Annotated in this window: 11 protein-coding genes; 10 read left to right on the top strand and 1 reads right to left on the bottom strand. The window is 47.7% G+C overall.

Translation table 11 applies throughout. The annotated features are described in order from the left end of the window. Positions 1–8 precede the first annotated feature (8 nt). From CAP50_RS07815 to bfr (CAP50_RS07805), 3 genes are all read left to right on the top strand, one after another. On the top strand, positions 9–200 hold the full coding sequence (locus CAP50_RS07815; protein ID WP_068405488.1) for a (2Fe-2S)-binding protein: 192 nt from the start codon (positions 9–11) through the stop codon (positions 198–200). Positions 201–531: 331 nt separating this feature from the next. Continuing rightward, positions 532–1,020, top strand: a complete 489-nt coding sequence (bfr, locus tag CAP50_RS07810; protein ID WP_100749627.1) for a bacterioferritin — start codon at positions 532–534, stop codon at positions 1,018–1,020. A gap of 75 nt (positions 1,021–1,095) precedes the next feature. Continuing rightward, positions 1,096–1,578: a bacterioferritin gene (gene bfr, locus CAP50_RS07805; protein ID WP_100749626.1), complete on the top strand. Its 483-nt coding sequence runs from the start codon at positions 1,096–1,098 to the stop codon at positions 1,576–1,578. A 167-nt stretch (positions 1,579–1,745) separates the two neighbouring features. Here bfr (CAP50_RS07805) and CAP50_RS07800 read toward each other — a convergent pair whose 3' ends face one another. Further along, a complete protein-coding gene (locus CAP50_RS07800; RefSeq protein ID WP_100749625.1) occupies positions 1,746–3,122 on the bottom strand; it encodes a DHA2 family efflux MFS transporter permease subunit in 1,377 nt (458 codons plus the stop codon). 480 nt (positions 3,123–3,602) lie between these two features. On the opposite strand from CAP50_RS07800, the gene yghU reads away from it, so the two are divergent. The 7 genes from yghU (at position 3,603) to CAP50_RS07760 (ending at position 14,090) form a co-directional block, all read left to right on the top strand. Beyond that, a complete protein-coding gene (gene yghU, locus CAP50_RS07790) occupies positions 3,603–4,472 on the top strand; it encodes a glutathione-dependent disulfide-bond oxidoreductase (protein WP_100749623.1) in 870 nt (289 codons plus the stop codon). Positions 4,473–5,005: 533 nt separating this feature from the next. After that, positions 5,006–6,115, top strand: coding sequence for a DUF1176 domain-containing protein (locus CAP50_RS07785; RefSeq protein ID WP_241900705.1), 1,110 nt, complete (start codon positions 5,006–5,008; stop codon positions 6,113–6,115). A gap of 497 nt (positions 6,116–6,612) precedes the next feature. Then, positions 6,613–8,295 (top strand): DEAD/DEAH box helicase, encoded by a 1,683-nt coding sequence (locus tag CAP50_RS07780; RefSeq protein WP_100749622.1) that lies wholly within the window; start codon positions 6,613–6,615, stop codon positions 8,293–8,295. Between the two features lie 262 nt (positions 8,296–8,557). After that, positions 8,558–9,802, top strand: a complete 1,245-nt coding sequence (locus CAP50_RS07775) for a DUF819 family protein (protein WP_100749621.1) — start codon at positions 8,558–8,560, stop codon at positions 9,800–9,802. A 159-nt stretch (positions 9,803–9,961) separates the two neighbouring features. Then, on the top strand, positions 9,962–10,501 hold the full coding sequence (locus tag CAP50_RS07770; protein ID WP_100749620.1) for a redoxin domain-containing protein: 540 nt from the start codon (positions 9,962–9,964) through the stop codon (positions 10,499–10,501). A 228-nt stretch (positions 10,502–10,729) separates the two neighbouring features. Further along, on the top strand, positions 10,730–13,288 hold the full coding sequence (uvrA, locus tag CAP50_RS07765; protein ID WP_100749619.1) for an excinuclease ABC subunit UvrA: 2,559 nt from the start codon (positions 10,730–10,732) through the stop codon (positions 13,286–13,288). Between the two features lie 58 nt (positions 13,289–13,346). Continuing rightward, positions 13,347–14,090: a M90 family metallopeptidase gene (locus tag CAP50_RS07760; RefSeq protein WP_100749618.1), complete on the top strand. Its 744-nt coding sequence runs from the start codon at positions 13,347–13,349 to the stop codon at positions 14,088–14,090. Positions 14,091–14,143 lie beyond the last annotated feature (53 nt).

The following is a 14,143-nucleotide window of genomic DNA, read 5'->3' as shown; positions in this document are numbered from 1 at the left end:
GCCAATCTATGTACGTATGTATCTGTAATGACGTAAAAGACAAGCAAATCAAAGCAGCGATCGCTTCGGGTATCGATACGCTCGAAGGCCTAAAAGACACGCTCGATGTGGCGACTTGTTGCGGCTGCTGTGAGCCTATGGTCAACGACTTCCTAGACGAACATCATGCCAAGCTCGATGCGCTGGCTTATGCAGTGTAGGGTAGCCCCAGAAACCACCCCATTTTTTTCCTGCGTATACCTCTTGCACCACCATCCTTTCACGCAATCTCTACCTCACGTACTGCCTCTATCTAATATACTGGTTGATGACGCGCTCATCAGCCATGCTAGTTAATTATGATTCTCAATTAGCATCTTATTCTTAGTTCATAACATTACAAGCGCTAGCACCTCTATATGCTACTATATCTGTCTGATATTGTAAGAAGTCTGACGGACTTTAATCTTTACTAAGCAGTTTACCAATAACGCTTTTATTATATGCAATATTATGAATGTAACTTGCGAGACAACAATAGGAGTATGGGTGATGATAGGTAGCCAGAAAGTCATTGATTATTTAAATTTTTTATTGGGCGGCGAGCTTGCTGCGCGTGATCAGTATTTTATTCATTCAGAAATGTATGCTGAATGGCACTACGGCAAGCTATACGACCGCATCCATCATGAAATGGAAGATGAGACCTTGCACGCGCAGGCCATTATTCGCCGTGTTTTGATGCTTGGCGGCACGCCAAAGATGAGCGTTGATGAGATCAACATCGGTAGCACCGTCCCTGAGATGCTACAGTTTGACCTTGATTTAGAGTATCAAGTACAGCAGCACCTAAAAGACGGTATTGCGCTGTGTGAAGAAGAGCACGATTATGTCACCCGCGAGATGTTGGTCGAGCAGCTCAAAGATACCGAAGAAGATCATGCACATTGGTTAGAGCAGCAGCTGCGCCTTATCGATATGATCGGTCTGCCAAACTATCTACAAAGCCAGATGGCAGAAGTGTCTCCTGATATTGTCTAGTATCGTCACAGCTATATTAAGCTGCAATATTTAGAGCACGTATCAATTAGATTGAATAGAGTAGGGAGAGAGAAGATGAAAGGGGATAAAGAGGTCATTCGCGCCTTAAATAAAGTACTCGGACAGTCATTAATTGCTATCAATCAGTATTTTTTGCATGCGCGTATCGCTCGTCATTGGGGGCTTGAAGCATTAAACGAGCATCTTTATAAACAGTCTATCGCTGAGATGAAGTGGTCGGATGATTTGATTGCGCGTATCTTATTATTAGGCGGTCTGCCAAACTTGCAAGATTATGGCAAGATGTTCCTCGCAGAAGACGTGCCTGAGATGATTGAGTGCAACCTGCGTTTAGAAAAGCAAAAATTCACTATTATCACTGAGGCAATTACCCTATGTGAAGAAAAGCGCGATTATGTATCGCGCCAGCTATTGGTCACGCTAAAAGATGGTAATGAGGAATACGACGACTGGCTGGAGACTCAAGAAGACTTGATACAAAGCATCGGGGTTGAGCGTTATATCCAGTCACAAATGCATGACGACGACGCACCATAATTAGCCACTCTTGACTGAGACTTGCCAGCTTGTTTTTTGAGTATCTTTTAAGATATAGCAAAGGGCAAGCTGGTATTTTTATGTCTATAAGACAGGTGTTTATAATGATAAAGCGTTAAGACAACTATCGATTGCTTGTTGCCTGTGAGACGTACCTAACATACGCCCTAATATAAACCGCGACCATCTTCAGGTTTGAGCCGTAAAAAATACAGCCCTGATAAAATGGTCAAAATCCCCAGTATCCAATAAGTCGTTTGAAACGCTGCCAGCGTGTCTAGTCCAAAGCGCTCACGTAGCAGGTTGAGCACCGCTGCCCCAAAGGCAATACCAAAGCCAATTGCTAGCTGCTGATTGACTGCCATAAGGCTATTGCCGCTACTGGTCTGCGCGCCTTCCAAATCACCAATGGTAATGGTGTTCATCGCGCTAAACTGCATAGAGTTACACGCGCCCATCAAGATAAGCAGCGGGATAAACCATAACCAATTATCAGGGTCGTTGAACTGCGCCAATAAGATGATGAGTATACCGATGAGTAGGGTGTTTAACACCAAAACTTTGCGATAGCTAAAACGCTGGATGATTTTGCTGACCCAAGGCTTGATACCAATAGCACCAATAGCGATAGGCGCAAGCAGCCAGCCTGCCTGTGAGGGCGAATACTCAAACACCACTTGTAATAATAATGGCAGTAAGAACGGCACAGCACTGATGCCCAAACGGGTAAATAAATTGCCCGTGATACCGATACGAAAGGTACGAATATCAAATAGGCTCAGTGGAAATAAAGGCGCGGGGCGGCGTTTGGCATGTGCCACATAAGCGCCTAGCAATACGCTGGCTGCCACCGCTAGCAGCAGACCATATATGCCGCGGCCTACCTGCGAGCCAAACTCTACGGCGAGAGTAAAGCCGCAAGCTGCCGCCGCAAACAGTCCAAAGCCTAGCCAGTCTAAGCGCTGGGTATCTTCAAACAACGCAGGTACCAGAGCTTTTCCCATAAAGTAGCCCAGTATGCCCATCGGAATATTGATCAAAAATATCCAATGCCAACTGGCATACTGGACGATATAGCCGCCCAGCACCGGCCCCACGAGCGGCGCGACCAAGGCCGGTATCACGGCAAAGTTCATGACGGTTAGTAGCTTGTTGCGCGGATAAGACTTGACCAATATCAAGCGCGCAACAGGCGTCATCATCGCCCCGCCAATACCTTGTATCACCCGTGAGCCTATCAGAAAATCCAACGTGGGCGAGGCTGCGCACAGTAGCGAGCCAATAGAAAAAACAACAATGGCAGTCAAAAATATACGCCGCGTACCGTATTTGTCCGCCAAAAAGCCACTGATAGGGATAAAAATCGCCAACGTCAGCGCATAACTGATCACCGCCCATTGCATTTTTAGTGGCGACTCGCCGAGAGCTTGTGCCATCTGCGGCAGCGAGGTATTTAAGATAGTCGCATCTAATATCTGCATAAACAGCGCCACCGCTAACACGTAGGGTAGGTATTTATCTTGCGTTGGGGTTAGCGTTACCATGTGACTCTCATTGGATATTGGGTGTTAATCAGCAAATGATCTGTTTATTCGCGAGCGAAGCAGCCACAGCCGATAAGTGGCACAAGCTGGGTAGTATAAGAAACAGCGGCATATAATAACAGTGAATCAAAGTAACGATAAACAGCAACGATAAACAGTAGCAATAAAAGAAGGCGATAAAAAACAGACATCGCCGCACAAAAAGCAACCATCAAAAACTGCATTCAGAGCTAACCACAAGTTTAGAACCTAGGCGCTGGTATGGTCAAAAAGCGCTTATTTACAAGAGAGGGCTTTAATATCAAGGCAGAGTGTCGTTATAGTAATGACTGATACATCTTAAATAAAAATAGCCGACACCCAATGGATAGATAATAGGAACTGAACAACCCATTAACCACCTAGGGACTAATACCTCAGTACCAATTACCTCAGTACCAATAAATAATAGGCATCAATATTCGATAGTAAGGAGATATGATGAAACAAAACAATCACCATAGCACGCATGCTGATAACAACAGCACAAGTACAGCAACTGCCGCCTACGTCCCGCCCAAAGTATGGGTGCAAGACAAAGACAATGGCGGCAAGTTTGCCAGTATTAATCGGCCGACCGCTGGCGCGCGCCACGAGCAAGTGCTGCCGGTGGGCGGCGCGCCGTTGCAGCTGTATTCACTCAACACCCCTAACGGCGTCAAGGTAAATATCCTTTTAGAAGAGCTGGCTGAGCTGGGCGTCAAAGGTGCTGAGTATGATGCGTATAAAATTGATATCTCTGAGGGCGATCAGTTTGGCTCAGGGTTTGTAGACATAAACCCAAACTCAAAGATTCCCGTCTTGGTCGATGGCTCGCATGATGAGGCGGACGAGCCTATCGCTATCTTTGAGTCGGGCGCTATCATGATGTATCTGGCCGAAAAATTTGGCAAATTTATTCCGCTATCTTTAGGCAGGGCGCGCGCCGATTGTCTGTCTTGGGTCATGTGGCAGATGGGCAGTGCACCGTTTTTAGGCGGCGGGTTTGGGCATTTTTACGCATATGCACCTGAGCCTTTAGAGTATCCGATCAACCGCTATACGATGGAGACCAAACGGCAGCTTGATGTGCTAGATAAGCATTTAAAAGACCACAGCTATATGTGCGGTAATGATGACAGCGATTACAACATCGCTGATATGATTATTTGGGCATGGTATGGACAATTGGTGCTTGGCAAGCTCTATGATGCGGCTGAATTCTTACAAGTCGATGAGTATCAGCATGTCAAACGCTGGGCTCAAAATATCGCTGAGCGTCCAGCGGTCAAGCGCGCTGTAGACTTGAGCTTAAAACCTATCAATCAATAAACGTATTTATACCAGTAACATAGAGCATATCAGCATCTCGATTTTATGCCGAATTGATTATAGTTAGAACAATAGGGTTGATAAGTGATGACTTATCGGCCTTTTTTCGATTTCTCAATACTTACTACGCTGTTTTAGATAGCACTTGTCATTCTATATTCATATATGCTTATATTGTAATAGCAGTATATTTATCTAATTACACAATGGTACATTAGTACAACAGATAGAAACATTGATACGTTAAGATAGCATGTCGCCACATTTATAACAGGTGCGTAGACATCGTCTATTAATGGATAGCGACTATGAAGGATGATACCAGGCTAGGAGGCTTTAGCAACTCCTGCCAAGCTCAGCAGCGGCGTATGTTGCATATGCGTATGTTACATAGCAGCGAGCAAGACAGCAGACCAAGCCCTATGGCTGGCGTGACTGGTCTTATGTTAGGTAGTGAGTTGCCTATATCCAGACATTATCTCATTTCTAAAACAATAAAACCTTTTAAAAAAATAACAAAGATACTTTTATTTATGATAAAAAACACCCTCTCATTTTCTCAGTTTATTCATCTTCCTATACCTTTGGTCGCTGCTATCGGTGCCGCTGTCGTTAGTACAGCCAGCATGGCGGCAGGCGGCGGTATCGAGTTTACCAGTCAAGACTGGCAGGTGGCTTGTGATAACACCCGCACTTGCCGGCTGGCAGGCTATCAAGCAGAAAACAACAGTGAGTTTCCAGTCTCGGTGCTACTGGTACGCCGCGCTGGGGCAAATGCAGATGTCGATGGCAAAATCAAGCTGGGCGGCGCCAAAGAAAGCTCCTCAAAGGCGTTGATGCAGCTTGGCAGCCGTCACCGTATATCACTGCTGATCAATGGCAGAGATTATGGCGAGACTCGGCCTTTTTCTGCTGCCGCTGGCAACGCTGAGCTGACCGCCACGCAAGTCAATGCGCTATTAGAGGCATTGACCAAATCGAGTAAGATTGAGCTGGTTTTGCGCAACTCCCGCTGGCAGTTGTCGGATAAAGGGGCCAGCGCTGTCATGCTCAAGGCCGATGATTTTCAGGGGCGAGTGGGGACGCCGAGCGCTTTTATTAAGGCTGAAGGCACCGCCAAACCCAATAGCAATGTCTTGGCGCCCAAGCCTGCACCAAAGCTAAGGTTTGTCGCTCCCAACCCGAAAGCTGTGCCCAGCCGTCAACGAAAATTCGTCATGAGATCGTCCCAGCTTACCGCGTTGATGAAAGAGACCTTAAAAGATGCTGATCGCGACTGCCCACACTTAGATGATAAGTCGCCATGGCGGGTCAGCCGCTTAAACAACTCTCAATTACTCGCGCAGCATGATTGCTGGGTGAGTGCCTATAATGCAGGCAGCGGCGTTTGGGTCCTTAATGACAAAAAACCTTATAAGCCGACCTTGGTGACCACCAGTGCCACCAGCTATGACAAAGGCAAGCTAAGCTCGGTACAAAAAGGCCGCGGTATCGGCGACTGTATCAGTCAGGTTGATTGGCTATGGACGGGCAGGGCGTTTGAAAAAAGCCATGAAAGCACCACCGGACTGTGCCGTATGATCGAGGCAGGCGGCGCGTGGCAGCTGCCAACCTATGTCACGGAGGTAAAAATAGGCAAATAATAGGATATTGCAAAAAATAGCTACAGATAGTTTTTTATTGTGCTATACTACGTCGCCACGAAAGCTTAGGCTTTTGTGAATTATGAGATTGATAACATCGCCTGCGATTTTGGGTCTAGGATTGACCATGAGTAATTGTTGCCGATGATTTTGTGTACTTAAATAACGTTCTTATCGTTGTTTTTGACTCATATCTTATCTACTGAATCATCATGATGGTTTGGATTGGTTGTTATTTTCGGTTATCTGTTTTGGACAAAGCATTGATAATACGCTGATAGCAAGCAAGGATAAGACACTCGGCACTACCACCAAAATACGTCAGACAGCACGCATGCATTTATGATAGAAGCTTGGCTTGAACCGCTTAGCTTCTAGCGATCGATATCGTTATATGATTCGATGGTAGCTCATAAAGGCGGTGTGGTGAACGGTTATCAGTGGTATGCATCAAGCTTGCTGAATGTACAGCATCTTATACTTACCCAAGGATTCTCATGACTGATATCTTATCTGCCATCGCCGCTGAAAACGGCATCATCGAAAGCACCGATACGCCAAACACTGACACCTCTAATACGGACGCCACTGCTCAAGCAGCAACAGACGTAGCCTCAGAAGACAAAACAACCTTTAGCGATCTTAATATTGCCAAGCCGATTTTGACCGCGCTTGATCGCATCGGTTATACCAATCCAACACCTATCCAAGAACAAGCCATTCCTTTTGCCCTACAAGGTCGCGACCTATTGTTGTCTGCGCAAACTGGTAGTGGTAAGACGGCCGCTTTTGTTATCCCTGTACTCGATCGTCTAAGCCGTGCCACTAGTTTTGATAAGCTCACCAAAGCCCTTATCCTAACGCCAACGCGCGAGCTTGCTCAGCAGGTGCATGACAGCGTGCGCACGTACTCAAAAGACATGCGCGGTTTATTCTGCGTGCCATTGGTCGGCGGCGCGCCTTACAACGGTCAAATCACCGCCCTACGTAAGGGTGTACAGGTCATCGTCGCCACGCCTGGTCGTTTGCTTGACCATATCAAAGCAGGCCGCGTAGATTTATCAAACCTTGAAGTGTTGGTATTAGATGAAGCGGACCGTATGCTTGACATGGGTTTCGCTGATGACATCAGTGATATCTTAAGCGCCGCGCCAACCGATCGTCAGACGATCATGTGTTCAGCCACTTGGGATGGCCCTGTCGGCAAAATCGCTGCCAGCTTTACCAAAAACCCTGAGCGCGTGTCTATCAAGGTAGAGTCAGCACACATCGAAGAAAAAGTGTACTACTGTGATGATTTTGATCACAAAAATAGATTGCTTGATAAAGTGGTTTGCCAACCAGAGATGGATCAAATCATCATCTTTGCGGCGACCAAACGCAGTACAGAAAAACTGGCCAAATCGCTACAAGAGCAAGGCCACAAAGCCAGCTTTTTACATGGAGACTTGCCGCAAAGCAAGCGTAACCGTATCGTGCAAGACTTACGTAATGGTAAATGCAAAATCCTAGTAGCGACTGACGTTGCTGCCCGTGGTCTTGACGTGCCAGCCATCTCACATGTCATCAACTACGACTTACCGCGTCAAACAGAAGACTACGTGCACCGTATCGGCCGCTGTGGCCGTGCAGGTCGTACCGGTGTCGCCATCAGCCTATGCAGTATGGATGATCGCCCACAGTTAAACGCCATCAACCGCTACTTAGATCGTCAGATGGAAGTGTGCGTCATCGAAGGCATGGAGCCTAAGAAAACCTACGTACCAAGCGAAAACAAAGGACGCGGTCGTGGCCGTGGTCGCGGACGCTCTAACGGTGGTGGTCAAGGCCGTGGCCGCTCAAGCGGTGGTTATGCTGGCAAATCTACTGGCGGTGGCCGTGGTCGCTCAAACGATCGCGCAGCAACAGGCCAGCGCGCCAGCAATGATAGTGGATACCAAGGCCAAGGTGCTGGCAAGTCACGTGATTCATCAGGTAAGCCAAAAGACCGTTTTGGTGGTAAACCATATCAGGGCAAGCGCAGTGGCCCAAGCCGCGGCGATGGTAATAGCGCCCCACGCGGTGACCGTGCAGCTACAGGCCGTGGTCGTCCAAGTGGTAGTCAAGGCCGCCCAGCGGGTCGCTCTGATAGCCGTGGCCAAGGTCGTCCAAACGGCGGCAACCGTGGTAAAAACTCGTAATACAGCGCCATAATATTGCTGGCGTTGATGACACTGTGATATATAGCGGTATAAAACTCGCCCAATAACAAAAAAGCCAGATACGTGTTATCTGGCTTTTTTGTGGCTATAGGTAAGGACTAAATGGTGTTGGCCATTTAATAACCACCCATCGTCAAACAAATAGGATAAACGTGGGTAAATACAGGATCCTTGCTTGCACCTATTTTTTGCCTTGTCTATACTGACGGGCTTTGATCAATCGTACACTCGGAGGCCTCTGATGCCCGCCACCTCAAGTTTAGCAATCGATAGCCTGCCATTAGCCTTTGGTATTATCATGGCCATTATCGGTTTGGTGTTTTATACCCAAGGGCTGCCCGGTAAGTTTTGGCGGCGTTTTTATGCCGTACTGCCTGGCATTGTCCTGTGCTGCTTTATACCCGCAACGCTCAACAGCTTGGGCGTCTTTGCAGACGGTGTCGGCTCGCAGATTTATGGCTTTACCGCCACTTACCTGTTGCCAGCCAGCTTGCTGCTGATGACCCTATCGATGGATGTGCCCAAGATATTGGGGTTGGGCTGGAAAGCCATTGTCATGTTTTTTGCCGCCAGTATCGCCATTATCGTCAGTGGTCCGATCAGCTTAGGTATCGCCAAATGGGTGTCGCCCAGTATGTTTAGTGATGACACCTTGTGGCGTGGGTTTTCGGCGGTGGCGGGTAGCTGGATCGGCGGTGCGGCCAACCAAGCGGCGATGAAAGAGCTGTTTGGGGTCAGTGATGACTTATTTGGCATGATGATTCTGGTCGATACCACCAACGCTTCGCTGTGGTTACTCGCGATACTTATCATGGCCAAACACAGCGATAAAATTGATAAATTGTTAAAAGCTGATAGCAGTAGTATCGACAAAGTCATCACCGCAGTTGAGAGCTATGAGCGCCACCATGCGCGGCCTGCGACTTTAAATGACCTTATGGTGATGTTTGGTTTATGCTTTGCCATGGTGGGCGTGGCGCACTTTCTGGGCGGCCAAATCGCAGGGTTTTTTGCGCCTTATAGCTGGGCGGTACAGTACAGCTTTGCCAGTAGTTTCTTTTGGATGGTGGTCATCATTACCATCATAGGGGTAATCTTCTCTTTTACCAAAATTCGCCGGCTTGATCATGTGGGCGCTTCCAAAATCGGTACGGTATTTATCTTTGTACTTATCGCGGCCATTGGCATGCAAATCAATCTGGCCGGTATTGTCTCGCAGTGGCGGCTATTACTCATCGGTCTCTTATGGATGAGTATTCACGTCGTTATTATCTTTGCTGTCGCAAGGCTCATTCGTGCGCCGTTTTTCTTTTTGGCCGTGGGCTCTAATGCCAATACGGGCGGCGCGTCCTCAGCCCCGATTGTCGCTACCGCCTTTCATCCATCACTCGCACCAGTTGGGGTGTTTTTGGGTATTCTTGGCTATGCGGTCGGTACCTTTGGCGGCTATATCAGCACGCAGATGATGCGGCTGGTGGTGGGCTAAGTTTAAAAATATCCCTAGGTTGCTAACAGGTATCATTTCATAACAAAAAGTCGACTTAATTGTCGGCTTTTTAATTATACCCTCGTTAGTAAGATATTGAACGATTGGTCAAAATCAATCTTAAAAGTCACAATAACGAGAATATACAAGGATAAAATTATGCAAGCAGCTTACAATCAAAAACTACTTTCTGGCACCAAGTTTCCTGAGATACAGGTACAGCTGTATAACGGCGAGATGCAGTCATTGGGGAAACCAGCCCATGGCCATGATTGGAAACTGGTCGTCATTTATCGCGGTCAGCATTGTCCGATGTGTACCAAATACCTCAACGAGCTTGAGAGCAGAAAAGCGTCTTTTTATAAGACAGGTGTCGATATCATTGCGGTATCTGGCGACAGTAAAGAACAGCTAGAAAGCCATTTTGACGATATAGATATCGATTTTCCGATCGCTTATGGTTTGAGTGTTGAGCAAATGAAAACGCTGGGGCTTTATATCTCTGACCCGCGCTCAGAAAACGAAACCGATCATCCGTTTGCTGAGCCTGGTATCTACGTGGTCAATGACAAAGGGGATATCCAAGTCGTGGACATCTCAAACAATCCTTTTGTAAGACCCGATCTTGAAACACTTGCAGAAGGTTTGGCGTTTATCAGAGACAAAGATTATCCTATTCGTGGTACTCATGATTATTAATAGTGATTAATAATTACGCGTCATAAGTTATAAACGTATTGACCAGTCAATAAATAGCGCGCTAAAGATGTCTTTAGTGCGCTATTTTTATACTCTTTTAAGTATCAAGTTATCGTTTTGTCTCTCTATACTATGAATACGTAAGCCTAGCTCTAGCCTACAGCCAAGGTGTGTTAACCTCTTGTGAATCAAGTCTTATAATAATGAGTTAAGAGGAAAGACTGCGGTATGGCCAAGTACAATAACACAATCTCGCGCGACCTTTATAGCCCTCCCAATCATCAGCGAAACAAGCAACCAAACAGCCACGTTCAAGTCCGAGGCGCACGTGTGCATAATCTAAAAAACGTCGACGTTGATTTGCCACGTGATGCGCTGGTGGTGTTTACGGGTATATCAGGCTCAGGCAAGTCATCGCTGGCGTTTGGGACTTTGTTCGCCGAATCACAGCGCCGTTATCTGGATTCGGTGTCGCCGTATGCAAGGCGTCTGATCGATCAAGTGGACGAGCCAGATGTCGATGCCATAGAAGGCCTGCCACCCGCAGTCGCCTTACAGCAGCAGCGGGGCACGCTTTCTGTACGCTCCTCCGTTGGTAGTGTCACGACCATATCGAACGGCCTGCGGATGTTGTACTCACGAGCTGGCGAGTACCCAGCAGATCAAGAGATGCTCTACGCCGATGCATTCTCGCCCAATACCCCAGAGGGGGCGTGCCCGATGTGTTCGGGTATTGGCCGAGTGTTTGATGTGACCGAAGAGTTGATGGTGCCTGATGGTAGCAAGTCCATTCGTGAGAGGGCGATTGTATCGTGGCCCGGTGCTTGGCAAGGACAAAACCTAAGCCGAATATTAACCACGCTTGGCTATGATATCGATACACCGTGGCACAAATTGTCCAAAAAGTCTCGCGATTGGATTTTATTTACCGATGAGACGCCAACAGTCCCCGTCTATCCTGAATACAACCTTGAGCAAACGCGTGCTGCGATTGAAAAAGGTGAAAAGCCCAACTATATGGGCACGTATATCAGCGCAAAAAACTTTATCTTAAATGCCTTTACCACCACGCAAAGCCCACGGGTCAAAAAACGGGTTTCGCAGTTTATGCAAATATCTATATGCCCAGAGTGCCACGGTAAAAAGCTCAAAAAAGAATCGCTATCAGTAACGTTTGCAGGGCTGGATATCGGCGAGCTGTCACAGCTTACCTTAACCGATTTGGCGTTAACGCTGGAAAAAACAGCGCATGCAAAAATCGAAGATGACACCCCCAACCGTGAAAAAGCCATCGTCGCACAGCGCATTGCTAGCGATATATTAGCGCGTGTTGAGGCATTGACAAGATTGGGCTTGGGTTACTTGTCGCTTGAGCGAACCACGCCAACATTGTCGCCAGGGGAGCTACAGCGTCTTAGATTAGCCACGCAAATACGCTCGCAGCTGTTTGGGGTGGTTTATGTGCTTGATGAGCCCTCCGCTGGCCTGCATCCCGCTGACACGCAAGCACTGCTGGGCGCATTGGATGAGCTCACCGCTGCTGGCAATTCAGTGTTTGTCGTCGAGCATGATGTGAGCGTTATTCGTCATGCCGATTGGGTGGTCGATGTCGGGCCTAAGGCGGGCACGCATGGCGGCGAGATTGTCTATAGCGGCCCGGTAGAGGGTTTGCGTCAGGTTGCTGCATCAACAACCGCACAATATCTTTTTTCCGATAAAGAGACGGCGCACAAACAGCCGCTTAGAAAACCTAACGCTTGGCTACAGCTTGCTGATATAGAGCGCAATAATATCCAAGGGTTAAGTATTGCGTTTCCGCTAGGGGTGATGACCTGTGTCACTGGCGTATCGGGATCAGGTAAATCTAGCTTGGTCAGTCAGGCGCTAGTTGAATTAGTTAATGAGGCGTTAGGAAAAAAATCCAGTGCAGATACGCCAGCTGATGAAGCTGATTTACTAGAGCAGGAGTTTGAGACGGTCACTAAAGGCCAAATTATTGCTGGTATGGACAAAGTCAGCCGCCTTATTGATATCAATCAAAAAGCCATTGGTCGTACGCCGCGCTCAAACCTTGCCACCTATACGGGGCTGTTTGACGATGTCCGTAAATTATTTGCGGCAACAGCAGAGGCCAAAGCGCGCAGCTATGATGCAGGCCGTTTTTCATTTAATACACCAAAAGGTCGTTGCCCCAACTGTGAAGGGCTGGGGTTTGTCAGTGTCGAGCTGCTATTTTTGCCGAGTGTCTATGCGCCTTGCCAAGTCTGTCACGGTCAGCGCTATGATAATGACACGCTGGCGATTACTTACCGAGATAAAAACATCGCTGAAGTGCTGGATCTCACGGTAGAAGCCGCTTATGCGTTTTTTGATGGAGAAGCCTCGATATTACGTGCTTTAGATGCTCTCTTGCAAGTTGGTCTTGGCTACTTGCGTCTGGGGCAGCCAGCGACTGAACTGTCGGGCGGCGAGGCGCAGCGTATCAAGCTTGCCACCGAGCTACAACGTACCCAGCGTGGCGATACGCTTTATATCCTTGATGAGCCGACCACTGGCCTACATCCTGCCGATGTGTCGATGCTGATGGCGCAATTGGACGCGCTCGTCGAGGTAGGCAATACCGTCATTATGGTTGAACACGATATGCAAGTGGCCAGCAATAGCGACTGGATTATCGATATTGGCCCAGGGGCAGGGGATGCAGGCGGGCAAGTCGTTGCTCAAGGTATACCTGAGGATGTGGCAACATCAAAGACCAGCCAAACTGCACCGTTTTTATTGATCTAGCGTTAATTGGCGCAGTATTATCATCATTGCATATCGTTTAACGTTAAGGAAAATCAATATGTTCGAGATAATAAAAGACTGGCGTGAGCAGCGCATACTAGACAACAGTGAATTTACCGAGGCTGATTGGCGGCAAGCGGCTCAGCGTATCGTCATACTCGACAGACTTAGCGAGAAGGATTTGACTCGTCTGTTTGAGCTGGCGACGTTATTCTTAGATGACAAGTCGATTACCGGCGCGCAGGGCTTTGAGATTACCGATAAAGTCAGACTGTCTATTGCCTTGCAAGCTTGCCTGCCGATTTTGAACCTAGGGCTGGAATGGTATAAAGGCTGGTCGTCTATTATCATCTATCCTGGCTCATACAAAAGCGCCACCAAAACCGTCGATGAGTTTGGTATTATCCATGAGGGTACTCAACATCGTAGCGGAGAGGCATGGCTGCGTGGCCCTGTCATTCTGTCATGGAAGGACGCCAAACACTCAGGCGAGCGCGATGGTCACAACGTCGTCATTCATGAGTTCGTGCACAAGCTCGATATGTTAAATGGTCGCGCCAATGGTTTTCCGCCCCTGCAGCCTGATATGGATCCGACGCGCTGGACTGAGATTATGAGCCGTGATTTTGAAGACTTTCAAAAACATCGCAAGTCAGGACTCGATCGCTATGGTGCGACCAATCCAGCGGAGTTTTTTGCGGTGCTTAGCGAGGTGTTTTTTGAGACCCCGCAAAAGCTATTCGATGCGTATCCTGATATTTATGACATTATGGTGAAGTTTTTTCAGCAAACACCGCTGTAGCCTTTATAGCAAAACCGTAAGTCATAGATGTACTCATCATATCAATATTAATA

Source organism: Psychrobacter sp. L7 (genome assembly GCF_002810365.1).
Lineage (GTDB): Bacteria > Pseudomonadota > Gammaproteobacteria > Pseudomonadales > Moraxellaceae > Psychrobacter > Psychrobacter celer.
This window is presented reverse-complemented; position numbering and strand designations above follow the sequence as displayed.